Below are 26,916 nucleotides of genomic sequence, written 5' to 3'. Positions count from 1 at the left end.
GATGGATTGGGCCAATGGCACAGTGATGCGAGGGGCGGTTGAGCCACTGTCCCGCTTGATGTTTTCCTTGTCCTATTGATGGCGCTGCGCAGCGCCGGAGCGGCAACGAAGCCGGATCCGGAACCGCAGCGCCTTTGTCATGTCTGTGGGTGTGTTTCCGCAGTGTTTCAGCAGTGTTTCCTTCGGCAAAGGGGGCGGTCCGACCGTCGTGAAGAGGATGTTTGTGGCTCCGGATCCGGGGCGTGTCCGCCTGCGTGCGTCCCTGCGTGCCGTACTCGGCGTGGGCCTCGCGGTCGCCGTGGCCGAGTGTGCCGGAATGTCCCTCACCGCCTCCATCACCGCGGGGCTGGCCGCGCTCCTTGCGCTCTTCAACGTCGGTGATGCCACCGTCCGCGGCCAGGCTGTCACCACAGCCCTGCTGCCCGTCGCGGGCTTCCCGGTTCTCGCGCTCGCCACGACCCTGCAGAGCGTGCCGCCGCTGCGCGACGCGGCCTGGCTCGCCGTGGTGTTTTGCGGGGTGTACGCCAGGCGCTGGGGGCCACGCGGCCACGCCCTGGGCGTCTTCGCGTTCATGATGTTCTTCTGCACCCAGTTTTTGCACGCTGTCCCGGCGCAGCTGCCGGAGTTGTACACGGCAGTGGCGCTGGCCCTCGGCGCCACCTCGGCGGTGCGCTTCGGCCTGTGGTGCATCGAGCGCCGCACGCCCCTGCCGGCCGTGCCCGCCCTGCTCACCGGCCGCGGACTGGCCCGCGCCACCACCCGGCAGGCCTTCCAGGCGACCGTGGCATGCGGCCTCGCCATGGCCGTGGGCCAGCTGCTGTCACAGGAACGCGGGTACTGGGCTGTCGGCACCGTCTGGTGGATCTTCGTCAACACCGCCTCGCGCGGCGAGACCCTCGTACGCGGCTTCCGCCGCGTACTCGGCACCGTCACCGGCATCCTGGCCGGACTGCTGATCGCGGTCCCGTTGCACGGAGCGCCCGCGCCGACCGCCGCGCTGGTCGCGGTCTGCGTCTTCGGAATCGTCTACACGGCCGCGCCCTCGTACAGCTGGATGATCTTCTTCGTCACCATCATGGCCGGGCTGCTGTACGGACTGCTGGGCGTCCTCCACCCCGGACTGCTGCTCCTGCGCTTCGAGGAGACCATCGTGGGCGCGATCGCCGCCGCCGTCGGCGTCGGCCTCGTCCTGCCGGTCACCACGCACTTCGCCACCAACGCCTGGATCCAGCGCGCCCTGCACTGCGTGCACGGCTGCACGAGTGAGGCGGCGCGCCGGCTCGCCGGCGACGAGAGCGCCGACCCGGCGCCCCGCGCCGCCGAGCTGGAGTTGCTGCTCGGCCGGGTACGGATGTCGGTCGCCCCGCTCGTGCACCCGCTCAGTCCGCTGCGGGCCCGCAAGGCGCGTGCCCGCCAGGTGCTGACGCTGCTCGATGACTGCGCCCGGGAGATCCGCGGCCTCGCCTCGGTCGCCGCCGACCCCGACGCCTCGCACGACGCCCGGCTGGCCGCCGCCTGCTGGCGGGTGGAAGCCGCGGTGGAGGCCCTGGTACCGCGTGGCGTGCGACCGGAGACGCGTCCGGAGTCGACCGCACAGCTACCGCATCACCACCCCGGCGCGGAGGCTGCGCTGAGTCACCTGCACGGCCTGGAGCGGGCGCTCACGGACCTCGCCGCGCCGCTGCGTACCTCTCCGCGCTCCCCGCTGATACCCGCCTGACCTGCGGCTTCGACGGCCGCGATCCCCGCTGCTTGGCCGGCTGTCCTGGACACGCTCGTCCCCGTGGGCACGTGATGGAGCTGTATCCGTCGGCCGACCGGCCGAGGAGTTCGTAGCACCGCATGGACGACGCAGCGAAGCGCCCCACCCCGCGCGGATCGGGCTGGGGCGCTGTGACGTGTCACTTCATCCCAGGTAGGTGACCTGGAGGACGGTGATGGTCTTCAACGTGTGACCGGCAAGGATTACCGCGAACGCCTGTGGGGTGACGGCCATGCGCATCACGCCGTCGTCTTCGCCGTAGGGCACCGTGGCGCCGATCGGGTCGGCGCACACGTCGGCCAAGGCCAGTGTCAGTGCCTCGCTGACGGCTTGGGGCAGCGCCTCCATGACCGCCTCAGCGGACGGATCGTACTTGAGCCGATACACACAGCAAGCATGCCAGGATCAGGCCGCGCCGCGGGCACGAATCCGTGCAGCCTCCGCCAGAACCTTGTCGGTCGCATCGGCCCACTCGCCCGGCGGGTCCTCGCCACGGGCGTCGTAGGCGGCGAGCTCGCGCCCGCGTTCGACCGTGGCGACAGTGTCCTTCGCGATGCGCTCCCAACGGGCAAACACTGCGAGCAGCTCGTGAGCCGGCGCCCGGTTGATCTCGCCGAGGAAGCGCTGAGCCAGAGCCGGGTTGCCGAGGGCATCGCGGATCCGTTCAATCGTCCACGTCGATCTGCTCATCACGATTGCCTTCCGCGAAAGTGATTCGTGAAATTGAGGCTAGCGTGGATTCGCAGCCGAAGTGGGATTCCCATTTCAATCTGCCTTGCGCACATGTATTTGCGCAGGTCACCCCATGCGCCGATCCGCGACAGGCAGCAGCCGACGGGCATCCGCGTGCCCGTACTGCGTCCCGCACATGCCTCCCGCAGCGAGTGGATCCAGGTCCTCTGCCGCCGCCGTCGGACGGAAACCACCAGGCCCTGGCCGCTGCGGACGGCATGCCCAGGGGCTCGCACCGGACCGGTGCGAGCCCCTGCGGGTATGTGCCTCAGAAGGCCGGTGAGCCCTGCGGCTGCTGCGGGGTGATGCCGAGCGCCGTCGCGTACTTCGACAGCACCAGCTTGCCGATCGCCGGGTAGGCGCCGATCGGCTCGGACGCGGAGCAGTCCGCCTCCTTGACCGCGGTGTCGAGCAGCCCGTCGACGAGCTCGGGACCGATCAGGTACGGAGCCAGCGCGAGCTGCACTGATCCGGAACCCCGCAGCTGCTCGGCGATCGCGGCGACCGAGCCCTCCTGGTCGAGAGCGGCGGCCATGACCGGGACGGCGAGCCGGGCGGCGAGCAGCATGCCGGTGATGCCGGCCGCCTGCATGGCCTCCTCACCGCCGACCGTACCCAGGATGATGCCGTCGGCCGCCGTGGCGACCGTGAACAGGCGGGCGCGGTCGGCACGGGACAGACCGGCCTCGGAGAGGCGCACATGCAGGGCCTCGGCGAGCAGCGGGTGCGGACCGAGGACATCGGTCAGCTCGGCGGGCGTACCGCTGTCCATGACGGCCTGGCGTATCCGGCGCATGATCCCGCTGTCCGGGCCGGCGAGCAGCGGCACCGCGACGGCCGAGGGGCCCTCGGGGGCGGCCACGTCACGGCCGGCGGCCTTGGCCAGTTCGTAGCGCTCGGTGCGCTCGGCGGCAGCGTTCACGAGGGCGGCCTCGAGCGTGGGGTACTCGGCGTCCTCACTGTCCAGATAGCCGATGCGGGCGTCCAGGCCGGGCAGCTCGGAGCGGGCGATGCTGATGACTTCCTCCGCCAGGCTGCGTATGGCGGAGGAAGGGGTGCCGGGCACGGCGAGAACGAGCGCGGCGGCGTTCTCGGGCGCCACCACGGGTTCCGGGCGGCGGTGCCGCCCGGGCTGGCGAGGTCGCGGCATTCGTACGGGCAGGCCGGGTTCGGGCCCAGTGGGGGAGCTCATGGCGCCGCATGCTACTTGTTTCGGATGCCGACACGTTCGGGGAGGGGGCGTTCGTGCGGCCTCTGTCCGTATTTATCCGGAGAGTGGGCCAGGGGAGACCTTTCGTGTCAACTGCCCGACTCTCCCGGGACGTACAGCATCAAGGGATCGTGCGGCAGCCGCAGACCGCCCCCGGCGAGCGCCGAAGCGATCAGCAGTGACCCGGAGAGCGGATCACCCGCCGCGGAGACCGGCCGGGCGTGCGGGAGTTGTGCCGCGAGCTCACCGCGCAGCGGTACGAGCAGCGGGTCGCCCATCTTGAACAGGCCACCGGTGAGTGCGACTTCGCATCCCGAGGCTTGCGGGCACACGGAGGCAGCGGCCTCCGCGACATGCCTCGCCGCCTCCCGAAGGATGCCCGCAGCGACCGGATCGCCGCCGGAACAGCGGGCGACCTCCGGGGCGAACGAGGCCAGAAAAGCGGGCCTGTCGGTGCGCGGATAGAGCAGCCCGGGCAGCCCGGACGCAGGCCCGAACACCGCCTCCACCCGTGCCAGCAGCGCGGCCGAACCGCCGCGCCGCCCGTCGTGCGCACGCAGGGCCGCCTCCAGACCGGCCCGGCCGATCCAGGAGCCCCCGCCGCAGTCGCCGAGCAGATGGCCCCAGCCGTCCGCTCGCCGCCAGGAGTCCAGATCGGTGCCGAGCGCGATCAGCCCCGTGCCCGCGGCCACGACAGCCCCCGGCCGCTGGCCGAGCGCCCCCGCGTACGCCGTCACGGCGTCGGCGGCCAGCGCCAGCCGTCGTACGCCCAGCGCGGACTCCAGGGCCCCGGGCAGCGCGGCCCGCAACTGGTCGCCGAGCGTCGCCATCCCGGCGGCGCCGATCGCGACCGCGACGGGCCGGACCCCACCCGCACGGCCGAGCAACTCCTCGGCCGCGGGCAGCAGCTGCTCCAGCAGGTGCCCGGCGTCGATCCCCTCGGCCCCGGTCCGCACCGGCTCCTTGGCCACCACCGTCCCGGCCGGCGTTCCCGACTCGGCATCCGCCAGCCCGATACGCAGCCCGGACCCGCCGGAGTCCACACCGAGCACCCAGGCGGTGCCGCTCATACGCTGCCCTTCCCGGCCCCGCCGCCGCGGAGCAGGCGCGCCCCGGGCGGCCGGCACGGCCACCGGGATGTTGTCACGGAAGCCGCCAGTCGACCGGCTGCGCCCCCTGCCGTGCCGGCAGGTGCCGATAACGGAAGCCGAGTGGCTTGATCACTGGAAGCAACGCGAACCGCTGCTCTCGGGCGAACGCCTACGCGACCTCATGGACCGGCTCCAGGAAGAAGAAGGAGTGACAACGGGGTGAAGCCTAGCGTGAGGCGTGTTCATTGGGGACCGTCGCATCGGATTGGGTTGTTGTGGGCGCGGACGACGAAGGCGCTGCTGTACAGGCGTTGAGTTGTGGATGTTGTGTGGGCCGATAGGGTGACGGGCTGTGGCAGCACGACCGTTGAGTGAACTTGTAGAGCCCGGGTGGGCTGAGGCGCTGGCGCCTGTGGCAGGGCGTGTCGCGGCGATGGGTGACTTCCTGCGCACGGAGATTGCGGCGGGGAGGACTTATCTGCCGGCAGGGCAGCATGTTCTGCGTGCTTTTGAGCAGCCTTTCGATGAGGTGAGGGTGCTGATAGTGGGGCAGGATCCCTACCCGACCCCAGGGATGGCCATCGGGCACAGTTTTGCCGTCGCGCCCGATGTGCGTTCGTTGCCGGGGAGCCTGGAGAACATCTTCCGGGAGTTGCAGTCGGACCTCGGCCTGCCCCGGCCCTCGAACGGTGATCTCACGCCCTGGACGCAGCAGGGTGTCCTCCTTCTTAACAGGGCGTTGACCACGGCGCCCCGCAAGCCCGGTGCACATCGTGGCAAGGGCTGGGAGGAAGTGACCGAGCAGGCCATCCGAGCGCTCGCCGCGCGTGGCAAGCCACTCGTGTCGATCCTGTGGGGCCGTGACGCCCGAAACGCGCGCCCCCTCCTTGGGAACCTGCCGGCGATCGAATCAGCGCATCCTTCGCCCATGTCGGCCGACCGTGGCTTCTTCGGTTCCCGGCCCTTCAGCCGTGCGAATGAGCTACTGGTCCGGCAGGGCGCACAACCGGTTGACTGGCAGCTGCCCTAAGGGTGGGGGCAGAACGCCACCGGCCACTGCGTCCACCTCGAGCGGCACGTCCTGTCGGAGGAGCCGTCTGCCCACGTCCGGGGGAGCAAGCGGCGCTCCGGCCTCCGGGTACTTCGTACAATTTGAGTCCGAACGACATCCGCGAACCGTCGTATCGCCCCGCGCCGAAGGAGTGTGCCATGCCCGGCCACCGATCCATCGCCGAAGCCGAGAAGCTTGCCGCTGCCAAGCTCGGTGGCATACCCCTGCGCAGTGAGCAGATGGCCCTCGTTTCCAACATCTACCGCGCCGCCTCGGCCGTGCGGCAGCACCTGGAGAACTCCGTGCTGCGCGGTGCCGACCTGACGTGGACGGCGTTCGTCGTGCTCTGGGTGGTCTGGGTCTGGGGTGAGTCGGAGACCCGGCACGTCGCGGAGGAGGCCGGGATTTCCAAGGGGACGCTCACCGGGGTCTCGCGCACCCTGGAGGGACGCGGGCTCCTCAGGCGGACCGGCCATCCGGCCGACGGCCGACTGGTGCTGCTCAGCCTCACCGAGGAGGGTGAGGCACTGATGCGGCGGTTGTTCCCGGCGTTCAACCAGGAGGAGGCGTTCGTCAGCACGCGGCTCAGCGACGCGGAGTGCGCGAGCGTCGCCGAGGGGCTGCGGCAGGTCGTGCTCCAGGTCGAGGAAAACGGGCAGGAGCGCCGTCTCGCCCTGCTCGACGGCGCGGAGCCGGCACCGCGGCGCAGTGGCCGGCGGCCGAAGGCCTGATAGGGCAGGCCCGCCCAGGCCCAGGTCGGCGGACGTTGGCGGCATGGCGTGGGTGGCCGGGCCGCAGCCAGTGGCCCAGGGCCTGGTCGAACAGGGGCTCCACCTGCGGCTGAGGCGACGCCCTTGAGGACCCGGCCGAGCGCGGTGTCGTCCAGTTCCGGGGCGAGGCGGGGCGCCTGCTGTCTGCGGCTGAAGAGTGCCGTGGCGGTGTCAGCGTCGGTCGCGGGCGGCCCGGACGAGGGCGTCGAAGAGCCCCTGGTGGGCGGGGTCTTCGTGGGCGGTGTCCTCGGGGTGCCACTGGACGGCGGTGAACCAGCCGTGGATGCCAGGGAGTTCGAGCCCTTCCACGGTCTCGTCGGCGGCCTGTGCGGTGACCGTGAGTCCGGTGCCGAGGCGGTCGACGCGTTGGTGGTGGTAGCAGGAAGCCTCCGCCTTCTCGGCGCCGGTGGCCTGTTCGAGAAGCGTGCCGCGCCGGATGGTCACCGGGTGCACGACGTGGCGGTGCTCGCGCTCCGGGCCGCCCATGTCCTGCTCCAGGGTGCCGCCGAGGGCGACGTTGACGACCTGCAGGCCGCGGCAGATCGCCAGCAGGGGTAGCCCCAGGTCGAGTGCCTGGCGGGCGGCCTCGATGTCGAAGGCGTCCTGGAGTTCGTCGACGTCGTAGACGCTGTCGTGGGTGTCGGTGGCGCCGTAGCGGTGCGGGGCCAGGTCGCCGCCGCCGGGCAGCAGGATGCCGTCGAAGCGGGCCAGCCGGGCGCCGATGTCGGTCTCGGCGGGGTCGGCCGGGTGGATGGTGGCCGGTTCGCCGCCGGCCCGCCACACGGCCTCGACGAGGGCGCGGGCGTTGACCTCGGCGGCGTAGCGCAGGGCGGAGGTGGTGGCGGAGAAGCGGGCGGGGATCGCGATGAGAGGGCGCGAAGAGGAACGGGTCACAGTTGGATCCAGGTGGTCTTGAGTTCGGTGTACTTCTCGATGGCGTGGGCGGACTTGTCGCGGCCGTTGCCGGACTGCTTCATGCCGCCGAAGGGGACGGTGAGGTCGCCCTCCTCGTAGCAGTTGACCCAGACCGTGCCCGCCTTCAGGGCGCGGGAGACCCGGTGGGCGGTGGACAGATCGGAGGTCCACAGGGCGGCGGCGAGGCCGTACTCGGTGGCGTTGGCCAGCCGTACCGCCTCCTCCAGATCGTCGAAGGTGAGGACGGACAGGACGGGGCCGAAGATCTCCTCGCGGGCCAGGCGCATCCCGGGGGCCACCTCGTCGAAGACGGTCGGTTGCAGGTACGAGCCGCCCGTGGACTCCAGCGTGCGGGAGCCGCCCGTGCGCAACCGCGCCCCCTCGGCCAGACCCGCGCCGATGTGGTCCTGGACGCGCTCCAGATGGCCCTCGCCGACCAGCGCGCCCATCTCCGTGGCGGGGTCGAGCGGGTCACCGACCCGCAGCTCCCGCGCCCTGCGCACCACGGCCTCGGTGACCTGCTCGGCGATCGAGGAGTGCACGAGGAGCCGGGAGGGGGCGGTGCACATCTCGCCCTGGTTGAAGAAGATGCCCCAGGCCGCGGTGGCGGCGGCCTGCTCCAGGTCGGGGGCGTCGGGGAGGATGATGTTGGGTGATTTGCCGCCCAGTTCGAGCCGGACGCGCTTGAGGTTGGAATCTGCGGCGTAGCGCAGGAAGTGGCGGCCGACGGCGGTGGAGCCGGTGAAGGCCAGGACGTCGACGTCGGGGTGCAGGCCAAGGGCCTGCCCGGCTGTCGGACCGTCGCCGTTGACGACGTTGAGCACGCCGGGTGGGAGTCCGGCCTCGGTCGCGATGCGCCCGAGCAGCAGGGCGGACAGCGGCGAGTTCTCCGACGGCTTCAGTACGACGGTGCAGCCGGCCGCGAGTGCCGGGGCGACCTTCCAGCCGGCCAGCGTCAGAGGGAAGTTCCAGGGCACGACCGCGCCGACGACCCCGGCGGGTTCCCGGGTGACGAGGGCGAGGGTGTCGGGGGCGCTGCGCGGCGACTCGTCGGTGAGTTTGTCGGCCAGCTGGCCGTACCAGCGGAAGGTGTTGATGACGGCGCGCAGCTCGATCCCGTAGGCGTCGGTGATGGGCTTGCCCATCTCCAGGCTGACGGCGAGCGCCAGTTCCTCGCGCCGCTCCTCGAGCAGTTCGGCGATCCGCACCAGTACCCCGCCGCGTTCGGCGGGGGCCAGGCGCGGCCATGGCCCGGAGTCGAACGCCCGCCGGGCGGCGGCCACGGCCGCGTCCACCTCGGCGGCGCACCCGTCCGCCACCTGGGCCAGAACCTGGCCGTCACGGGGGGAGACGGCGGCGTAGCTCGCTCCTGAGCCGGGTTCGTCTGCGCCGTCGATGTGATGGGCGCCGGACACCTCCAGCGCCTTGGCGCGGCGCAGCCACTCGTCGTGGGTGACATCCAGCATGCGGGACCTCCGAGAGAGAACATTTGATGTCAAACGATATGATCGGCCGGGGAGTCACCACAAGGGCTCCGAGGACTCGTGACATCGGTCCGGTGGATTCGCCGGATCCGCGAAAGGAGCAGCAGGCGTGCGCGCACTCATCGTCCAGCACGACCACTTCACGGAGCCCGGGCTGGTCGGGGCCCGGCTCACCGAGCGCGGGTACGACCTCACGACCGTGACGGTCGTGCCCGAACACCAGCACCGCACGCCGGACGTTCCCTTCACCTTCCCCGACGCCGACGGCTGGGATCTGGTCGTGTCGCTCGGCGCTCCCTGGTCGGTGTACGACGCGACGGCCGTCGGTACCTGGATCGGCGGTGAGCTCGCGCTGCTGCGCAAGGCCCACCACCTCGGCGTCCCGGTGCTCGGCGTCTGCTTCGGCGCCCAGGCCCTGGCCACTGCGCTCGGCGGCTCGGTCGAGGCGGCCCCGCGCCCCGAGATCGGCTGGGTCGAGGTCGACACCGACGACCCCTCCCTGGTGCCGTCCGGCCCGTGGATGCAGTGGCACTACGACCGCTGTGTCCTGCCACCCGGGGCCGTGGAGCTGGCCCGCAACGCAACATGCGCGCAGGCGTTCCGCGCCGGCCGCGCCCTTGGGGTGCAGTTCCACCCGGAGATCACCACGGCGGTGATCCGCGCGTATCTCGACCTCGACGGACGCAAGCAGTGCGCACAGCACGGCGTCGACCCCGACGAGCTGCTCGCGCACAGCCGCGCCATGGAAGCGACGGCGCGCGAGAACGCCCGCCGCCTGGTGGACGGCTTCCTCGACCGGGTGGCGTACCCGGCCGGAGGCCGCTGACAGACCGCGCCCGGCGCTTGCGCGGTCGACGCCCGGTGCGGGCCGGGACGGGACCGCACCGGATGACGCATGTCAGCCGTCGGCGGGTGCCCTGCCGCGGGTCAGCCGGTCGGCGCAGACCCCCAGGACCAGCACCACCGGGACGGTCATCCCGAGCCAGACTGCGGTGGTCATGTCGCCGCCGATGAGGGTGGGGAAGTTCCGGACGATCAGCCAGATCGCGCAGGCGATGCCGACGGCGCCCAGGACAGGGGCGATCAGGGTGTTCCAGGGCCGGGTGTCCAGGTGTTCCCGGCGGAAGAAGGCGACCACGGAGACCGAGGTCAGGAAGTACAGCAGCATGATCCCCAGCACGGCCACACCGCTGCCCCAGGAGAACAGGGTCAGCACCGGGTCCTTGCCGGCCAGTGCGAAGGGTGCGACCAGCAGGCCCGCGATCGCCGTCTGGACCCAGCCGGCCACCCCGGGCGAGTGCCGCCGGTTGATCGACGACAGCCTGCGGGGCAGGAGCCCGTCGCGGCTGAGGGAGAACAGGTAGCGGTTTGCGGAGTTGTGGAAGGCCAGAATGCCGGCGAACAGGGAAGTGGCCAGCAGGACGGGCAGGACGTCATTGACCCAGGCTCCCAACTGCGCGGCGATCGGGGCGAAGACGAAGCTCGTCGAGTCGCCGCTCGCCAGCGCGTTGCCCGCGGCCGCTGTCGCCTTCGAGGCCCCGTACGAGGAGACCAGCATCCAGGAGGCGAAGGCGAAGAAGCCGGTCACGAAGGCGACGGCCAGGTAGGTTGCCCTGGGCACCGTCTTGCGGGGTTCGCGCGCCTCCTCGCCGTAGATGGCTGTGGCCTCGAAGCCGACCATCGACGCGGCGGCGAACATCAGCGCCACACCCGGGGCCCCCTTCACCGCCGCACCGGGCGAGAAGCTGCCGGAGAAACCGAGCCCCTCGGGCCCCCCACCCTTGAACAGGGTGACGAGCGCGAAGACGCTGAGGATGCTGAACTCGGCCAGGACGAAGACCGCCAGGACCTTGGCACCCATCTCGATGCCGGAGGCACCCAGGATCTGGACGATCGCCATGGTGGCCACGGCGCACACCCACCAGGGCACGTCTGCCCCCGCGTACTGGGCCAGCAGGCCGCTCACGGTCGCCCCGTACAGGCCGTACATGGCGGCCTGGATCGCGCAGTACGCGAACAGGGCGATGCCGGCGCTGCCGGTGCCCAGGGGGCGGCCGAGGCCCTTGCCGATGTACGTGTAGAACGCGCCTGCGTCCACGACGTGCCGGCCCATGGCCACGAACCCGACCGAGAACAGCAGGGTGATCACACCGGCCGCGACATAGGCCGAGGGCGCTGCGGGGCCGTTGCCGAGGGCGACGGCGATGGGGACGGCGCCCGCGATGCCGGTCAGCGGCGCCTGGGCGGAGAGGACGAAGAAGAGGATGCCCATAACGCCGAGGGAGTCGGGCTTGAGCTTGCCTGCGGTGGAGGCGTCGGCCGCGGTCTGGTATCTGACCGCCGTCGGACTGTCCACTCGGATCACCTGCCGGGGGAAGAGGGGTTCGTTTCTGGCCAAACGAGTTGCCTCATACTGGGGTCGAACTATCCGTTTGGCAAGGGGTTGCGTGGGCTTTCTCAGGATGTGCGCGGTTCCTTACGGTGCCGCTACCGCGGCGACAGCCCGGACGGTGGCCTCGACCGGGTCGCCGGGCGGCGGGCGACAACGGGCGAGGCCCGGGACACAAGACGTCCAGGGCCTCGGAAGAGGTCAGCGGGTTGGCAAGGGCAGGGCGGCGGGTCAGTCCCGGGGTTCGGTGTCCATCTCGGGATCCGCGCCGGCGTGCCCGTCGGCGTCGAGCAGCCGCAGCAGTGACCGCAGCTCCTCGACAGCGGCGTCGGTGACTTCGGGCTCGCCGAACACGAGCTGGTGCAGCACGAGGCCGTCCAGGGCCGCGAACACCAACCGGGTCAGGGGCCGGCCGGCGCCTTCGGGGAGCATGCGGGACAGCTCGCGCTCGGTGGCGGCGATGTAGTCGTCGTACAGGGCGCGGATCTGCGGCAGCAGTTCGGGGCGGCGCCGGGACTCCAGCAGCAACTCGTACTGGAACGCCTGGATGTCGGGATCGGCGGTCACCATCTCGGAGAGTCCGGCCGAGAAGTCGGCGACCTTGCCCGTCCCCGGCTCGACCGCGCTCACGCTCACGCTGGTGCGCACGGCGTGGGTGAGCGCCTCCTCGATCAGAGCGTCGCGCGAGCCGAAGTGGTGTACGACCAGGCCGTGGGTCGTGCCCGCCTCTTCCGCCACCGCCCGGTAGGTGAGCCCGCGCAGACCGCCGCGCGCCACGACCCGCACCGCCGCGTTGAGCAGGGCCTCCCGGCCCTCCCCGTAGTTCATGCGCTTCCTTCGCGGCTTGCGCCCGTCACGGGTCTCGGCGGAACCGGTCATGACTGCGACCCTACCGGGCCATGGCCCTCCGGGGTACAGGCCCGGGCACCGCCCGTGCTCATGCCAGGGGCTCCAGGCCCCAGGCATGAGCACGAGCGGCCGTCGCCACCCGGTTGGGCACGTCGAGCTTGGCCAGGATGTGCTCGATGTCGGTGGCGACAGTGCGTACCGTCACGATCGTCAGCTGTCGAGCGCGTCGTGCACCACCTCCCCGCCGAGCACGGTGAGCACCACCGGCAGCTCCGGTATGGCGTGCGGGTCGGCGGTGAGCAGATCACCGGCCAGCACGCACAGGTCGGCGACCTTGCCGACCTCCAGGGAGCCCTTCCACTCCTCGGCGAAATCCTGCCGGGCCGCGTCGATCGTGTACGTGCGTACCGCCTCGGCCAGCGTGATGCGCTGTCCGGGCCCGCTGACCCGGCCGCTTCCCTTCGACTCGCGCAGCAGCATCGTGGTGATGCCCTGGCGCCAGTCGGGGAAGGTGACCGGCGCGTCCGAGCTGCTCGCCACCCTGATCCCGGCGTCGAGGGCGTCCCGGTACGGCCACTCGTAGGCGGCCCGCTCCGGCCCCACGAGCCCCTCCTCCAGGTCGGCGATGGTCCACTTGATGGTGGGGTTCATGTTGACGCCGAAGCCGTGCTCGGCGAGCGTCTTCATGCTGTGCGGGGTGAGGAAGTCCCCGTGGATGACGTAGTGCCGGGCGTCCGGGCGCGGGTGCCCGGCGGTGGCGGCGGCGAAGGCGTCGACGACGGTGTCGATGCCGCGGTCCCCGGTGACGTGCACGCCGAGCTGGTGGCCGGCGGCGTGCGCGTGCCTCACCATCTCCGCGATCTCGGCGACCCGTTCCTCGTCGGTCTCGCCGTTCACGCACAGCGCGCCGCAGCCACCGCCGAGGTACGCCTCGTGCATCCAGGCCGTCCTGTTGGGCGGGATGCCGTCGGCGAAGATCTTGACCCCGATGACGTTCAGCCGTCGCGGGTCATCGCTTTCCGGTACGTCGAGGGCGTCCAGGGCACGTGCGAAGTCGGCCGCCGTGCTCGACATGCCGGTGGGCAGAAGCAGCACGTTCACGCGGGCGGTCAGTTCACCGTCGGCCAGGAGCCGCCGGTAGACGTCGAGGGTCTCCTGGGACAGCGCCCCGCCCATGATCCGGTCACCGCCGGGACCGAGGCCCGGCTCGGTGTAGCTGGTGATGCCGAGTGCCCGCAGCTTGGCCAGCGTGGACCGGATCGCCAGGGCCCGGACGTCCGGGGTGAGCGGCGGCAGCGCCCGCTGGACCAGCGCCTGGGCGCCTTCCTGGAACAGGCCCGTGGGCTCGCCCTCGTCATCGGTGACGACGACCCCGCCGGGCGGGACCGCCGTGCCCCGGTCGACCCCGGCGACGGCGAGCGCTGCGGAGTTGACCCAGGTGGCGTGCGCGGAGAAGTCCATCAGCAGTACCGGGTGGTCCGGGCTGACGGCGTCCAGGTCGTGCCGGGTGGGCAGGCGCGAGGGGTCCTCCACGGACTCGGCCAGGTAGCCCAGGTCCCAGCCGGTGCCGGTGATCCACTGGCCGGGCGGGGTGCTCTCGGCCGCCGTGCGCACCGCCTCGGCCACATCGGCGATCGACCGCACGGCGGGATAACCGAGTTCGAGCGCCAGCGGGGGAGAAGTGACCCCCCAGGCGCATCCGTGCAGGTGGGAGTCGTTGATACCGGGCAGGAGGGTGCCCCCGTCGAGGTCGACGACCCGGGTGTCCGGGCCGATGCGGTCCTCGACGTCCGCTCGCGCCCCTACGGCGGTGATGACGCCGTCGGTGACCGCGAGCGCGGAGGCCACGGTGAAGTCGGGGTCGACGGTGAGCACGGAGCCGTTCACGAAGACCAGATCGGCGAAGTCGGGCATGGAGACCTCCCAGTGCGTACGTGGGTGCTGCGGCGAGTCGCCTGACGAATGACGCACCCGGAATTGCGGCGACTCTGCGGCTTGGCCGGGTGGGTGCGCATCGGCCATCCGACCGATGCGCCGGCGGACCGGCCGGCGGACGATGTCCGCGCGCCGCACCGGACGACGTTCCCGTCATGCCTGGCGCGGCGCGGTCACGAGGGCGTCAGCCGCGCTTCGGCGGGCGGATGCCGCGGAACTCCCAGTCGCCGCCGAGCGCGGTGGACAGGACTTCCTCGGACTCGGTGGGCTGGGCGCCGACGTCGCTGCGGATCGGGGTCGGGCCGGTGACGATGTGGTTCGTCAGCCGTCCGAGCCCTTCCACCTCGACCTCCACGACGTCGCCGGGCCGGACGGGCCGGGAGTTGGCGGGGGTGCCGGAGAGCAGCACGTCGCCGGGGTACAGGGTGATGGTGCGGGCGATGTCGGCGACGAGGTAGTGCATGTCCCACTTCATCTCGTCGGTCGAACCGTCCTGCACGACCTCGCCGTTCACATACGTCCGCAGGTACTTGCCGTGGAAGTCCCAGTCGGTGACGAGCCCCGGGCCGAGCGGGCAGAGCGTGTCGGAGCCCTTGACCCGGAGCATGGAGCCGGCGTCGGTGTCGCGGAAGTCGTGCAGGCCGTAGTCGTTGGCGACGGTGTAGCCCGCGATGTACTCCCCCGCCTCGGCCGGCGAGATGTTGCGCGCGGTCTTCCCGATGACGATGGCGACCTCGCCCTCGTAGTTGAGCCACTTGCACCCCTCGGGGCGGACGATGGCGCCCTTGTGGGAGTTGAGGGCCGAGGTCGGCTTGTGGAAGTAGGTGGGGGTGTCGGGCAGGTCGATCTGGAACTCGTCGACGCGGCTGCGGTGGTTGAGGTGGACGGCGATCACCTTGGAGGGGACCACCGGGGGCAGGTGCTGGGCTTCCTCGATCTTGACGCGGCGGCCGTCCCCGGCGACGAGTTCGTCCCCGTCGACGGTGACCTGGACGGCGGCGCCGTCGAGGAGGATGCGGCGGTACTCGGGCATGGTGGAACTCCTAGATACGGCTGTGCGGGGTACGCGGGGTGGGCAGACCGGTGCCGGTCCAGCCGTCGGCGGGACGGTCGAACCAGAGGTGCACCTGTCCGGTGCCGATCGAGTTCTCGTACTCGCCGTACTGGCGGGCCTTCGCGATGCAGGCCTGCTCGCCCAGGGCGCCGGCCATCATCAGGTAGTGGAAGAACTTCGCCTCCGGCTTGTACTTCCAGAACTCGTCCATCGTGTCGAGGACCCTGTCGTGACGGCCCTCCTTGAACCAGGCGATCCGTTCGTGGTCTGCCTCACGGGCCTCGGGCGTGAAGATGTGCGACGGGTCGCCGGCCTCGTGGTCGCGCAGCTCGCGCAGCGGCCAGAAGGTGTGCGAGAGGGCGCCGGAGGCGATGAGCAGGACCCGCCGGCCGGGGGTGGCGGCGATGCCGTCGGCGAGGGCGCGGCCGAGGCGCAGGTGGTCCTCCATGTCCCCCGTCTGGCAGACGCCGACGGTCACCCACCGCTTGTCCGGCAGACCCTCGCCCAGGAACTTCCAGAGGTTGATGGTGGCGTAGTAGACCGGCAGGTAGGCGTCGTCGATCGCGGTGATCCAGGTGCCGTGCTTGTCGGCGAACGACGCGATGTTGTGGGCGAGTTCGGGGTCGCCGGGGAAGTCGTACGGCATCCGGCACATACCGCGCGGGAGCTCCTCGGAGGTGAACAGACCCGCCCGGCGGTCCTGTGCCGTGACGACGAACTCGACGGTGGTCGCCCAGTGCGAGTCGAGAACGACGACGGTGTCGTAGTCGTCGCGCTCGAAGACGTCCTTCCGGAGCTGCCGGAGGCCGGTGACGAGGGTGATCTCCTTGCCCTCGTTCAGCTCCAGCCGGGTCTCCTCCGGCAGCACGATGGTGGGGACGTGGGCGAGCAGGCCCGCCCCGACGATCTCACCCATGGTCCTTCCAACCCTTCGGGGCGGTGACGGTGTTCTTCAGGTCGCAGTAGAAGTCGAAGCTCCACGTGCCGCCCTCGCGGCCGACACCGGACTGGCGGGAGCCGCCGAAGGGCGCCTGCAGGTCGCGGACGAAGAAGCAGTTGACCCAGACGGTGCCCGCGACGAGCCGCGCGGTGACCCGCTCGGCGCGCTCGTGGTCCCCGGTGGCGACGGTCGCGGCGAGCCCGAACCGGGTGTCGTTGGCCAGCCGCACGGCCTCGTCCTCGTCGGCGAAGGTCTGCAGGGTCAGCACCGGCCCGAAGACCTCCTCCTGCACGATCTCGGAGTCCTGGGCGACGTCGGTGAGGAGGGTGGGCGCGTAGTACTGGCCGTCCTTGCGGTGCCCGCCGATGACCGCCCGCGCGCCGGACGCGATTGCCCGCTGCACGAACCCGTCGATCTTCTCCAGCTGACGGGGATGGATATTGGGCCCGATGTCGGTGGCCTCCTCACGCGGGTCCCCCTGCGTGAGCCGCCCGGCCTTCTCGACGAAGCGGCGGGTGAATTCCTCGACGATCGGCTCCTCGACGAGGAAGCGGGTCGCGGCCAGGCACACCTGCCCGGCGTTGTCGTACTGCTCGACCGCGAGGTCGACGGCAAGGTCCAGGTCGGCGTCCGCGAACACCAGCAGCGGTGACTTGCCGCCGAGCTCGAGACTCAGAGGCGTCAGGTGGGCGGCCGCCGAGGCAGCGATGTGCTTGGCCGTCGGCACGGAGCCGGTGAAACTGATCCGGCGCACGTCCGGGTGCGAGGTGAGCGCGTCGCCGATCTCGGAGCCGTAGCCCTGCACGACGTTCAGCACACCGGCCGGCAGCCCCGCCTCCGCCGCGATGTCGGCGAGCAGGGAGGCGGTCAGCGGGGACCACTCGGCGGGCTTGAGGACGACCGTGTTGCCGGCGGCGAGGGCCGGGGCCACCTTCCAGGTCGCCAACATCAGGGGGGCGTTCCACGGCGTGATCAGCACGCACGGGCCGGCCGGGTCCCAGGAGACGTGGTTGGTATGACCCCGAGTCTCGAATTCCTCGTGGTCGAGCTTCAGCAACCAGTCGGCGAAGAAGCGGAAGTTGTGTGCCACGCGGGGCATCACACCGCGGCGGTGCGAGCGCAGCAGCGCACCGTTGTCGGTCGTCTCGACGATCGCGAGCTCTTCGAGCCGCTTCTCCACGCCGTCGGCGATGGCGTGCAGGATGCGGGCGCGTTCGGCGCAGGAGGTGGCCGCCCAGGCGGGGAAGGCCTCATGCGCGGCGGCCACGGCTGCAGCTGCCTCCATTGCCGTTCCGCGAGAGATCTCACCGATCGTGCTGCCGTCGATCGGCGAGACATCGGTGAACGTTTCGGCGGAGGCGACGCGCTCGCCGCCGATCCAGTGCCGGGTGTCGACGGTGACCCCGGCGACGGTGAGGGTGTGCTGTTCGGTCATGGTGTCCGGTCTCCAAGTACTCGATGTCGTACGCGGGTCACTCGGCGCCGGAGGTGTTCGACTCCAGGAGTCGCCCGCCGTCCCACACCACGCCGACCTGCCGGTAGTACGCGGCGATCGGTTCGCGGATCTCCAGCCGTGCCAGCTCCTCGGTGGGTGCCTCGAACAGCTCCAGCTCGGCGTCGCCGACCCACGGCTGACCGCCCTCGAAGGAGGCGGCGCCGGACTCGATCAGCTCGTCGAGCGCGAGGCCCTTGCCCTTCTCGATGGAGGGCAGCCAGCGGTGGTGGGCCATGGGGTGGCCGTTGACGAAGCCGTTGGTCTCGGACGGCTCGCGCAACGTCACCACGGCCTGGGCGAGCCGCCGGTCCGCGGCGGCGAGGGTGGCGCCGAAGCGGGCACCGGCCTCGATGCGCGGGGCCGGACCGTACGGGTGCGGGCGGGTCTGGTGGATGGACCCGAGCTTTTTCGGATAGCCCTGGTGCAGCCCCCGCGCGATCGCGAAGTCCTTGTCGACCCAGATGTACACGCAGCGTGTGTAGGTCTGCCCCTTGTACGTGCAGCGGACGACCGCGAAAGCCTCTTTGTACTGGGAGAGCACGGGGTCGAGCAGTTCGTCCCCCGACGCCGAGCAGGACTGCCAGTCGGCCCAGATCAGGGCGACCGCGCCCGGGTCCTCGTCGGCCAACTCCAGCGGCTCGGGCAGAAGTTCGCGCACGCGCGCCGGATCGGTGCGGTACTCGACGGTGAGCAGGTCGCCGGAGTAGCGCCAGGGCGGGGAGGGGATGAGTGACGAGGCGCCACTCGCCGTCTTGGGGTGGAAGAAGCCACGGAGGCCGGTCATGTCGGGGATTCCTTACGCGGTGAGAGCCGGCTGCTTGAGCAGCTGGGCGCGGTAACGGGCGGCGCCCATCGCGGCGGCCTGACCGCCGAGGGCTACGACGCCGACGAGGCGGCCGTCGTGGTGGTAACCGACCAGAACGTCGTCGTCCGGGTCGCCGTCAAGGACTCGTACGTCGTCCTTGCCGAGCACGGGTGAGCCGAAGGACTGCAGCCGGAACTCGTGCTGGTCGCTCCAGAAGGTGGGCAGCGGCGCGAACGGGGCCAACTCCGCCTTCCCGCCGACGAGATGGGCGACAAGGGCCTTCGCCGCGTGCTTGGCGGTGTCCGTCGGTATCGACCAGTGCTCGACCCGGCGCGGTACGCCGTCGTAGCGGGCGTTGGGGAAGCGGGCCACATCGCCGACCGCCACGACCTCCGGAAGGCCGCCGACGCGCAGCAACTCGTCCGTCAGTACGCCGTCGGTGAGGTCGAGCCCGTTGCCGTCCAGCCACTCGGTGTTGGCGATCGAGCCGACCGACTCCACGACCACGTCGGCAGGCAGCACGGTCCCGTCGCCGAGTACGACGCCGGTGACCCGGTCCTCGCCCTCGAACCCGGCGACCCCCGTGCCGAGCGCGAAGTGCACCCCGCGCTCCTCGTGCCGCTTCAGCAGCGCCCGGGCGAGCAGCTCGCCGAGCGGGCCCACCATCGGCAGCGGCAGCGGGTCGACGACCGTGACCTCGGTGACCCCGAGACCCACGGCGGTCGCCGCGACCTCGCAGCCGATGAAGCCGCCGCCGACCACGACCACCCGGGCACCGGGCCGGGTCAGCTCCTCGCGCAGGCCCTGGGCGTCGGCGAGGGTGCGGACCGTGTGACGGCCGGCGAGCGGACCCTCGCAGCGCAGCCGCCGCGGCCGCATACCGGTGGCGACGACCAGACCGTCGTACGCGAGTGCCGTACCGTCGTCGAGTTCGACGGTCCGCTCGTCCAGACGGGCTGCGACGACCTTCGTACCGAGCCGCCACTCCACGTCGGCGGCGGCCGCCTTCGGGGCGAAGGCCAGCGACTCGAACGGTGCCTTGCCCGCCAGGACCTCCTTGGACAGCGGGGGTCGGTTGTAGGGCATGTGGGGCTCGTCGCCGACCACGGTGATCGCGCCGGCCCAGCCGGCGGCGCGCAGCTGCTCTGCCGCGCGCAGGCCGCCCATGGAGGCGCCGGCGATGACGATGCGTCCGGTCATGGGGCTCAGTCCTCGATCCGGATGGCCTGCAGCGGACACACGTCGGCGGCTTCCTCGACCTCTTCGCGCAGGGTGTCGTCCGGGTCGGGGACGAAGGCCAGGCGGCCGTTGTCGTCCATCTGGAAGACGTCGGGGGCGGCGAAGACGCACTGGCCGTGGTCCTGGCACTTGTTCATGTCGACGACGACCTTCATGGCCGGTCCTCCTGGGGGTTGGGCGCGTCGGGGCGGGGCGAAGGGGGGAGAGCGGCCCGGCCGCTGACGACCGGGCCCCTCGGCCAAAGGGGTGCGGGAGACCCGCCGGAATCCCGGGGGGATCCGCACTCCTGACTCGTTTGGCGTCAAACAAGATAAGAAGCCACCATCGGGTGGTCAATAGCTGTCCGGATGGATAAATTTATTGGACCACCCTCTTGCGGGAGAGTGGTCGAGCTCCTTAGCGTTCGGGTTCAAACGACCGGTTTCCCGGTGGCTGCCTCCTCCCCCCGCGCCCCGGCCCGCCCCGGTCCTCCTCACGCCACCCATCCCGTCCGCCCAAGGAGACATCGGTGAGCGCATCTCACATCCCGGACATCCGCCAGTACCAGGAGTGGCTCTCCACCGAGGGCATCGACGTGGTCCGGGTGACCTACCCCGACCTCATCGGCACCGACCGCGCCCGCGACGTCCTGGTCGACCACCTGCCCTCGGCCTGCGCCCACGGCCTGGCCTTCTGCAAGGCCGTCTACCACACCACGCCCCAGGGCGACGTCGTCCCGGTCGCCGGCGGCCTGGAGGCGGGCCTGCCCGACATCTCCGTACGCCCCGACCTTTCCACCCTGGCCGCTCTCCCCTGGGAGCCCGGAGTCGCCACCTGTCTCGGCGAGGTCACCGACCCGGCGACCGGAGGACCCGCCCCCGAGTCGCCGCGCGACCTGCTGCGCACCGTCCTGGCCCGTTGCGCCGAGCACGGCCTGCGCCCCGTCATCGGCCCCGAGCTGGAGTACTTCCTGCTGGCGCCCGCCCCCGGCGCCCCCGCCGGTTGGTGCCGCGCCTCGGAGACCACCGGATCCGTCTACACCGCCGGACTGCGCGCAGACCCGGAGAACCACCTGCTGCGCACCCTGCGGCAGCTGCGCGACCTCGGCATCGGGGCCGTCACCGGCAACCACGAGTTCGACGGTGGCCAGTACGAGATCAACCTCACCCACTCCGAGGCCCTCGACGCCGCCGACCGCGCCTTCCGCTTCAAGTCGGCGGTCAAGGAGCTGGCCCGCCAGGAGGGCAACCTGGCCACCTTCATGGCCAAGCCGTTCACCGACGCGGGCGGCTCCGGCTTCCATCTGCACTTGTCCTGCGAGGACGCCGACGGCCGCAACGCCTTCGACGACCCCTCCGGCGCGTACGGCCTCTCGGCCACCGCACGGCACGCCATCGCCGGCGTCCTCGCTCACGCACCCGCACTCGCGGCTCTGGCCAACCCGACGATCAACTCGTTCAAGCGCTTCGGCCCGGACACCCTCGCGCCCTGGCTGATCGACTGGGGCCTGGACAATCGCAGCGCCATGGTCCGCATCCCGCCCGAGCGCGGCTCCGGCGCCCGCCTCGAACTGCGCCTCGGCGACGCCAGCGCCAACCCGTACCTTCTGATCGCCGGCACCATCGCCGCCGCCCTGCTGGGCGTCCAGGCCGGTGAGGAGCCCCCGACGCCGCTGGAGGGCTACGGCTACGACACCGCCCGCTCCGCCGTTCTGCCCATGACCCTGCCCGCCGCCCTCGACGCGCTGGAGGCCGACACCGAACTGACCGACGTCCTCGGCAAGGACTTCACCACGTCCTTCCTCACCTACAAGCGGGACGAGGCCGAACGCTTCGGCCGGCACGTCACCGACTGGGAGTTCACCGAGTACGCCTACCACCTGTAAGCCCCGCCCAGCCCTCACCCGTAGGCCACCGAGGCCGCATTCCCAGCCGTGAGGCTCCCGCCCGGAAGGACCCACCATGGCAAGCCCCGCCGTCCCCGCCACCCCCACCACCAGCGCCGAACTGCGCGCTCGCCTTGCCGAGCCCCTCCCGCTGGACGAGGTCGACCTCGCCGACCTCGACAACTTCACCGACCCCACCAAGCCCTGGCGGATGTTCCACACCCTGCGCCACGAGGACCCGGTTCACTGGCAGCCGGAGGAGGCGCCCAACTCCGGCTTCTGGGCCATCACCCGGCACGCGGACATCGCCACCGTCGACCGCGACCCGGAGACCTTCACGTCCACCAGGTTCGTCAACCTCGAAGAAGTCGACGACGACCAGATCAAGAAGCGCGCCTCCATCCTGGAGATGGACGGCGTACGGCACCGCGCCCTGCGCAGCGTGATCCAGCGCCAGTTCGGCGCGAACGTCATCAACGGCTACGGCGACTTCCTGCGCGGCCTGACCGCACAGACCCTGGACGCCGCCCTCCCCAAGGGCACCTTCGACTTCGTCAACGAAGTCTCCGCCGACTTCCCCATCAATGTCCTGGCCCGCCTGCTGGACGTGCCGCCGGAGGACAACCAGCAGCTCATCGACTGGGGCAACCGCATGGTCGGCAACACCGACCCGGACTATGCGGACGTGCTGCTGGAGAGCGAGGAGAGCGAGAAGTACCGCGACCTGCCGTTCCGCTCCCCGGCCGCGCTGGAGGTCTTCGAATACGGCCGTGAACTCGCCCGCCAGCGGCGCGGCAAGGACGGCACCGACATCGTCTCCAGGCTCGTCAACGACACCCCGCGCGACGGCGTGCCGCTCTCGGCGCAGGACTTCGACAACTACTTCCTGCTGTTGGTGGTCGCGGGCAACGAGACCACCCGCCACACCATGTCCCACGCCATGCTCGCCCTGCTCCAGCACCCGGAGCAGCTGGCACGGCTCAAGGACGACCCGTCGTTGATCCCGTCCGCCGTCGAGGAGTTCCTGCGCTGGGCCTCCCCCGTCTACCACTTCCGGCGCACCGCGACCCGGGATGTCGAACTCGGCGGCAAGCGGATCAAGGAAGGCGACAAGGTCGTCATGTGGTTCGCTTCCGGCAACCGCGACGAGGAGGTCTTCGGCAACCCCTACGACTTCGACGTCGCCCGCACCAACAACGACCACGTCACCTTCGGCAAGGGCAGCCCCCACCTGTGCCTGGGCAACCTGCTGGCCCGCACCGAGATCCGCATCATGTTCGAGGAGCTCATCCCGCGCCTCGCGGACATCAAGCTGGCCGGTGACGTCCCCCGCGTCCGCTCCAACTTCGTCAACGGCATCAAGCACCTGCCGGTCGAGGTCACCCTCGCCTGACGGCCCGACAAGAACCACCGCCGCGCCCCATGGCCCCGGGGCGCGGCGGTGTCGTTGTGTTCGAGAGGCGTGAGGCGGACAGCGTTGCCGCCGCACGCGTCGTCGGCAACGTTGCCCGTCGAGGAGCGGCGTCCGGTGCGTGCGATCGCAAGGCGGCCGAAGGCCCTCGTAGCAGCGCTCCTTGGGTTTTCGGCCAACGCAGCGAGCGTGCGTGCCCGGGGGCACCCTGGGGGCACCCCCAGCGGTAGCTGGGGGAGCGTCGCGACGGAGCAAATGTTGCCGGGAGGGGCACTCGGGGTCCTGACCCACGATCAGGACGCGTACGTCGTCGAACGGCTGCTGGAAGGGGCGGAGGATGTTCGGCCCGGTCGGCAGATAGGTGCGTCCTGCGGCTATCTCCGCCCGCAGGAAGTCGCCCATCGCGGCAATCTGTCCGGCCACGGGCTCCAGTGCTTCCGCCCAACCCGGTTCGACGTTTTCCTCCAACGGTCGTGCTGCCACAGGCGTCACTCTGGTGGTTCAGCGGCGGGACGATCGCCTCATCCGATAATCGCCGCCCGTACGCAGAGCACATCCGGAAGGTGCGAGGCCAGCAGCTGCCAGCTGTCCCCGTCGTCGGCGCTCGCGTACACCTCGCCGTTGCGGTTGCCGAAGTACACCCCCGCCGGGTCGGCGTTGTCGGTGCACAGTGCGTCGCGCAGCACGGTGCCGTAGTGCCGTCCCTCCGGAAGGCCCGCGGACAGCGGCTCCCAGCTCCTCCCTGCGTCGGTGGTGCGGTAGACCCGGCACCTGTGCCCGGCCGGCACCCGGTCCGCGTCGGCCTTGATGGGGAAGACATAGGCAGTGTCCGCCCGGTGCGGGTGGGCCGCCGCCGCGAAGCCGAAGTCGGAAGGGAGCCCGCCACCGATGTCCGTCCAGCTCGCCCCCGCGTCATCACTGCGGTAGACACCCCAGTGGTTCTGGAGGTAGAGCCGGTCGGGATCGACCGCGTCCTGGGCGATCTTGTGGACGCACTGGCCGAACTCCGGCCGGGGATCCGGCAGAAAGACCGCGGAGACACCCTTGTTCGAGGGCGCCCAGCTCTCCCCGCCGTCCCTGGTGCGGAACACCCCGGCCGCGGAGACCGCGACGGTCACCGCCCGTGCGTCGCGCGGATCGGTGACGATCGTGTGCAGCCCCTCACCGCCGCCGCCCGGCACCCACCGGTCCCTGGTCGGGTGCTCCCACAGCGCCCGGACCAGCTCGAATGTCTCTCCGCCGTCCTGGGACCTGAACAGCGCGGCCGGTTCGGTGCCGGCGTACACCACATCCGGCGCGGCGGGTCCGGCCGGATGCAGCTGCCAGACCCGTTCCAGCGAAGCCGCCGTGAACTGCGGGAACTTCACGGCGGGCTGCTTCGGCTCGGTCCAGCTCCGGCCCAGATCGTCGGAGTGGATGACCGAGGGGCCCCAGTGCGAATTGACCCCGCCGACCAGCAGCCTGGGGCCGGCCCGGCGGTTGTCGATGGCGACCGAGTAGATCGCCTCCGCGTTGAAGTGAGGTCCTTCGAACTCCCATCCACCGCCGCGCCTCCGGCCGACGAAGAGTCCCTTGCGTGTGCCCACGGTGAGCAGTACGTCGGTCATTCCGACACCTCCCGGACGTCCTTGTCTCGGATACGGGCAAGTCTGCACCCGGCCACTGACAGTGACCTCCGGAGCGGGATTCCGCCCAGGTCGGGCGGCGTGTGACGGTGGCTCGGCCACGGCGGCCGGCTGCGGGCCGTCGACGTACACGGCCCCGGATGTTCCAGGAGCGCCGGGCGTACATCTCGGACGGTCACGTCGCGCTACCCGCTGTCACGGCACGCGCACATCCACCGGCTGTGCTCGCCGTGCGCCGCGGTCCGGTAGGAGGCGGAGACACACTGGTGATGTCGGCTCTTCGCGGGGTGGAAGGTGGTCGGGCAGGTGAAAGGCAACCGCAGCACGTGGCGGCGCCGCCCGCAGGCACCCCTCGCGGCGCGCGCACGCCGGGCCATGCCGGGCAGCTTCCGGGCGGCGGGGCGCTCGGCCGCGCGCGGTCACCTGTCCTGGCTGAACGAGGCCGGCAGCCGTATCGGGACCACCTTGGACCTGCAGCGGACGGCCCGGGAGTTCGCGGAGTTCGCCGTCCCGGCCCTCTCCGACGGTGCGGCCGTCGATCTGCTGGAGTCGGTGCTCGGCGGCGAGGAGGGCGAGCGGTGGATGGGCCCGGACCTGCCCGCCATGCGTGCCATGGCCGTGGCACTGATCGACGACCTGACGAGCCTGGAGCCGGAGCGCGTTGGGGAGGTCACCAGCCAGGACGCCTTCATCGGGGTGCAGTGCATCATGACGCGCCGGCCCATCCTGATCGGCAGGATCCGGCCGGAGGAGTTCGTCCGGATCGCTCCGACCAAGAGCGGCGCGGTCCAGCTCCGCAAGCTCGGCGTGCACAGCTACATGGTGGTGCCGCTGATCGCCCGCGGGGTGCTGCTGGGGGCCGCGGACTTCATCCGGGGCCCCGGCCGTCCGCCGTTCACCCCTACGGACCTGGCGCTGGCCGTCGAGCTCGCCTCCAAGGCGGCCGTCTTCGTCGACAACGCCCGTCTGTACGGGCGCGAACGCGAGCACGTGGTCTCCCTGCAGCGCAGTCTGCTGCCCCGTGCGGTGCCGCAGACCCCGGGGCTGGACGTGTCGACCTGCTACACACCGACCGCGGACCCGGGTGGGGTGGGAGGCGACTGGTTCGACGTGATCGCGCTGCCGGGCGGCCGCACCGCCCTGGTCGTCGGCGACGTGATGGCGCACGGCCTGCCTGCCGCCGCGACGATGGGAAGGCTGCGGACGGTGGCACGTGCCCTCATCGCGCTGGACCTCGCCCCCGACCGGATGCTGGACCGCATGGACATGGTCGCCAGGGATCTGGAGGAGGACCAGGTCGCCACCTGCCTCATCGCGGTCCACGATCCGGCCGACGCGAGCTACACCCTGGCCTGCGCAGGACATCTGCCCCCGCTGCTGATGTCCGTGGACGGCACCGTCGACTACGTGGACGTGCCCGCGGGTGCGCCGCTGGGCGCGGGGGTGGTCCCGTACGACCCGGTCCGGCTGGCCGCGCCGCCCGGCAGCCGGCTGATCCTGTTCACCGACGGGCTGGTCAAGACCCGCACCGAGGACATCGACGTCCAGATGGAGCGGCTGCTGCACCACGTGGCCGGCATGGCGCCCGACGGGCTGGACGCCGAAGCCCTGTCCGCCTTCGGCCCCGTGGCACACCCCCGACTCGACGAGGCCGCGCTGATCGTCGCGGCCACCCGGCCGAGCGTCACGGACCCCGATGTGCGGGTGTGGCCGCTGCCGCACGACGGCACGGCTGCCGGCATCGCGCGCGAGCTGGTCCGGGAACGGCTGGGCCACTGGCAGCTGACGGAGCTGACCGATGTGACCGAACTCGTGGTCAGCGAACTGGTCGGCAACGCCCTGCGGTACGGCGGCGGGCCCGGGCACCTGCGGCTGCTACGGCACGACCGGCTGGTGGTGGAGGTGACCGACACCGGCCCCGACCTGCCGCAGATCCAGCACAGCGGCCTCACTGACGAGGGCGGCCGCGGCCTGCAGCTGGTCAACATGCTGTGCCGCCGCTGGGGCGCCTGCCGTACGACGAGCGGCAAGCTCGTCTGGGCGGAGCAGGACATCCCCGACATGAGCCCGGCGGGCGCGCACCCACCCGGCTCATGACCCGTGCTTCGGGCGGAATCAGATCCGGCCGGGACCGCCGCGCGGCGGCAGTGGCGACCTCGCCCTGCGATCCACCGACTGCTGGGACACCGGCGAGCAGGAGGCCGGCCTGGACTTGCTTATCACCGGTCTCCTTGAACACCACGTGCCGATCAGCGAGGCCATGCGGGCCGAGATCGCAGTCGTCGCCGAGGCCTG

Annotated in this window: 23 protein-coding genes and 1 pseudogene; 7 read left to right on the top strand and 17 right to left on the bottom strand. The window is 71.2% G+C overall.

Going from position 1 to position 26,916, the window contains the following annotated elements:
* Nucleotides 1-217: 217 nt before the first annotated feature.
* Nucleotides 218-1,720 carry an FUSC family protein gene (locus ABD858_RS03225; protein ID WP_345044243.1) on the top strand — a complete coding sequence of 501 codons (1,503 nt, stop codon included), beginning with the start codon at nucleotides 218-220 and terminating at the stop codon, nucleotides 1,718-1,720.
* 186 nt (nucleotides 1,721-1,906) lie between these two features.
* On the opposite strand, the gene ABD858_RS03220 is transcribed toward ABD858_RS03225, so the two are convergent.
* The 4 genes from ABD858_RS03220 to ABD858_RS03205 all read right to left on the bottom strand — a co-directional run bounded on the left by ABD858_RS03220 (nucleotide 1,907) and on the right by ABD858_RS03205 (nucleotide 4,774).
* Nucleotides 1,907-2,149 (bottom strand): hypothetical protein, encoded by a 243-nt coding sequence (locus ABD858_RS03220; protein ID WP_345034434.1) that lies wholly within the window; start codon nucleotides 2,147-2,149, stop codon nucleotides 1,907-1,909.
* Nucleotides 2,150-2,167: 18 nt separating this feature from the next.
* Nucleotides 2,168-2,452 (bottom strand): hypothetical protein, encoded by a 285-nt coding sequence (locus ABD858_RS03215; protein ID WP_345034432.1) that lies wholly within the window; start codon nucleotides 2,450-2,452, stop codon nucleotides 2,168-2,170.
* Between the two features lie 310 nt (nucleotides 2,453-2,762).
* A complete protein-coding gene (locus tag ABD858_RS03210; RefSeq protein WP_345034430.1) occupies nucleotides 2,763-3,686 on the bottom strand; it encodes a sirohydrochlorin chelatase in 924 nt (307 codons plus the stop codon).
* A 107-nt stretch (nucleotides 3,687-3,793) separates the two neighbouring features.
* Nucleotides 3,794-4,774: an N-acetylglucosamine kinase gene (locus tag ABD858_RS03205; protein WP_345034428.1), complete on the bottom strand. Its 981-nt coding sequence runs from the start codon at nucleotides 4,772-4,774 to the stop codon at nucleotides 3,794-3,796.
* A 373-nt stretch (nucleotides 4,775-5,147) separates the two neighbouring features.
* Between ABD858_RS03205 and ABD858_RS03200 the strand changes: the two genes are divergently transcribed.
* Both ABD858_RS03200 and ABD858_RS03195 read left to right on the top strand, forming a co-directional pair.
* Nucleotides 5,148-5,825 (top strand): uracil-DNA glycosylase, encoded by a 678-nt coding sequence (locus ABD858_RS03200; protein ID WP_345034427.1) that lies wholly within the window; start codon nucleotides 5,148-5,150, stop codon nucleotides 5,823-5,825.
* Between the two features lie 179 nt (nucleotides 5,826-6,004).
* Nucleotides 6,005-6,577, top strand: coding sequence for a MarR family winged helix-turn-helix transcriptional regulator (locus ABD858_RS03195; RefSeq protein WP_345034426.1), 573 nt, complete (start codon nucleotides 6,005-6,007; stop codon nucleotides 6,575-6,577).
* Between the two features lie 210 nt (nucleotides 6,578-6,787).
* On the opposite strand, the gene ABD858_RS03190 is transcribed toward ABD858_RS03195, so the two are convergent.
* Both ABD858_RS03190 and ABD858_RS03185 read right to left on the bottom strand, forming a co-directional pair.
* Entirely contained in the window at nucleotides 6,788-7,510 is a 723-nt protein-coding gene (locus ABD858_RS03190; protein WP_345034425.1) for a gamma-glutamyl-gamma-aminobutyrate hydrolase family protein, read from the bottom strand.
* A complete protein-coding gene (locus tag ABD858_RS03185) occupies nucleotides 7,507-8,997 on the bottom strand; it encodes an aldehyde dehydrogenase (RefSeq protein WP_345034423.1) in 1,491 nt (496 codons plus the stop codon). The genes ABD858_RS03190 and ABD858_RS03185 overlap by 4 nt, the downstream gene beginning before the upstream one ends.
* A gap of 127 nt (nucleotides 8,998-9,124) precedes the next feature.
* Between ABD858_RS03185 and ABD858_RS03180 the strand changes: the two genes are divergently transcribed.
* Complete coding sequence (locus ABD858_RS03180; protein ID WP_345034422.1) at nucleotides 9,125-9,841, top strand: type 1 glutamine amidotransferase; 717 nt, start codon at nucleotides 9,125-9,127, stop codon at nucleotides 9,839-9,841.
* Nucleotides 9,842-9,913: 72 nt separating this feature from the next.
* On the opposite strand, the gene ABD858_RS03175 is transcribed toward ABD858_RS03180, so the two are convergent.
* From ABD858_RS03175 to ABD858_RS03130, 9 genes are all read right to left on the bottom strand, one after another.
* Entirely contained in the window at nucleotides 9,914-11,371 is a 1,458-nt protein-coding gene (locus ABD858_RS03175) for an APC family permease (protein ID WP_345034421.1), read from the bottom strand.
* A 264-nt stretch (nucleotides 11,372-11,635) separates the two neighbouring features.
* Nucleotides 11,636-12,283: a TetR/AcrR family transcriptional regulator gene (locus ABD858_RS03170; RefSeq protein WP_345034418.1), complete on the bottom strand. Its 648-nt coding sequence runs from the start codon at nucleotides 12,281-12,283 to the stop codon at nucleotides 11,636-11,638.
* 180 nt (nucleotides 12,284-12,463) lie between these two features.
* Nucleotides 12,464-14,167 (bottom strand): amidohydrolase, encoded by a 1,704-nt coding sequence (locus ABD858_RS03160; protein WP_345034414.1) that lies wholly within the window; start codon nucleotides 14,165-14,167, stop codon nucleotides 12,464-12,466.
* Nucleotides 14,168-14,372: 205 nt separating this feature from the next.
* Nucleotides 14,373-15,221: a fumarylacetoacetate hydrolase family protein gene (locus tag ABD858_RS03155; RefSeq protein WP_345034412.1), complete on the bottom strand. Its 849-nt coding sequence runs from the start codon at nucleotides 15,219-15,221 to the stop codon at nucleotides 14,373-14,375.
* Nucleotides 15,222-15,231: 10 nt separating this feature from the next.
* Nucleotides 15,232-16,158 carry a 3,4-dihydroxyphenylacetate 2,3-dioxygenase gene (locus ABD858_RS03150; RefSeq protein WP_345034411.1) on the bottom strand — a complete coding sequence of 309 codons (927 nt, stop codon included), beginning with the start codon at nucleotides 16,156-16,158 and terminating at the stop codon, nucleotides 15,232-15,234.
* Nucleotides 16,151-17,617: an aldehyde dehydrogenase gene (locus tag ABD858_RS03145; protein ID WP_345034409.1), complete on the bottom strand. Its 1,467-nt coding sequence runs from the start codon at nucleotides 17,615-17,617 to the stop codon at nucleotides 16,151-16,153. The genes ABD858_RS03150 and ABD858_RS03145 overlap by 8 nt, the downstream gene beginning before the upstream one ends.
* Before the next feature lie 37 nt (nucleotides 17,618-17,654).
* Nucleotides 17,655-18,461: an acetoacetate decarboxylase family protein gene (locus ABD858_RS03140; protein WP_345034407.1), complete on the bottom strand. Its 807-nt coding sequence runs from the start codon at nucleotides 18,459-18,461 to the stop codon at nucleotides 17,655-17,657.
* 12 nt (nucleotides 18,462-18,473) lie between these two features.
* Entirely contained in the window at nucleotides 18,474-19,682 is a 1,209-nt protein-coding gene (locus tag ABD858_RS03135) for an NAD(P)/FAD-dependent oxidoreductase (protein WP_345034405.1), read from the bottom strand.
* A 5-nt stretch (nucleotides 19,683-19,687) separates the two neighbouring features.
* A complete protein-coding gene (locus ABD858_RS03130) occupies nucleotides 19,688-19,876 on the bottom strand; it encodes a ferredoxin (RefSeq protein WP_345034403.1) in 189 nt (62 codons plus the stop codon).
* A gap of 353 nt (nucleotides 19,877-20,229) precedes the next feature.
* Here ABD858_RS03130 and ABD858_RS03125 point away from each other — a divergent pair, with 353 nt between their 5' ends.
* Together ABD858_RS03125 and ABD858_RS03120 are read left to right on the top strand one after the other, a co-directional pair.
* The gene (locus tag ABD858_RS03125; RefSeq protein WP_345034401.1) at nucleotides 20,230-21,585 is read left to right on the top strand and encodes a glutamine synthetase family protein; all 1,356 of its coding nucleotides are present in this window, start codon (nucleotides 20,230-20,232) and stop codon (nucleotides 21,583-21,585) included.
* A 76-nt stretch (nucleotides 21,586-21,661) separates the two neighbouring features.
* The gene (locus ABD858_RS03120) at nucleotides 21,662-22,978 is read left to right on the top strand and encodes a cytochrome P450 (RefSeq protein WP_345034399.1); all 1,317 of its coding nucleotides are present in this window, start codon (nucleotides 21,662-21,664) and stop codon (nucleotides 22,976-22,978) included.
* Between the two features lie 294 nt (nucleotides 22,979-23,272).
* Here the strand turns inward: ABD858_RS03120 and ABD858_RS03115 are convergent.
* A pseudogene (locus tag ABD858_RS03115) lies at nucleotides 23,273-23,479 on the bottom strand (uracil-DNA glycosylase); the annotation flags it as partial.
* Nucleotides 23,480-23,517: 38 nt separating this feature from the next.
* Nucleotides 23,518-24,603 (bottom strand): WD40/YVTN/BNR-like repeat-containing protein, encoded by a 1,086-nt coding sequence (locus ABD858_RS03110; RefSeq protein WP_345034397.1) that lies wholly within the window; start codon nucleotides 24,601-24,603, stop codon nucleotides 23,518-23,520.
* A 393-nt stretch (nucleotides 24,604-24,996) separates the two neighbouring features.
* On the opposite strand from ABD858_RS03110, the gene ABD858_RS03105 reads away from it, so the two are divergent.
* On the top strand, nucleotides 24,997-26,718 hold the full coding sequence (locus ABD858_RS03105) for an ATP-binding SpoIIE family protein phosphatase (protein WP_345044241.1): 1,722 nt from the start codon (nucleotides 24,997-24,999) through the stop codon (nucleotides 26,716-26,718).
* Nucleotides 26,719-26,916 lie beyond the last annotated feature (198 nt).

Origin of the sequence: Streptomyces sannanensis, assembly GCF_039536205.1 — a bacterium.
Taxonomy (GTDB): Bacteria; Actinomycetota; Actinomycetes; order Streptomycetales; family Streptomycetaceae; genus Streptomyces; species Streptomyces sannanensis.
Note: the sequence above shows the minus strand (reverse complement) of the source record. Positions and strands in the feature narration are given on the sequence as shown.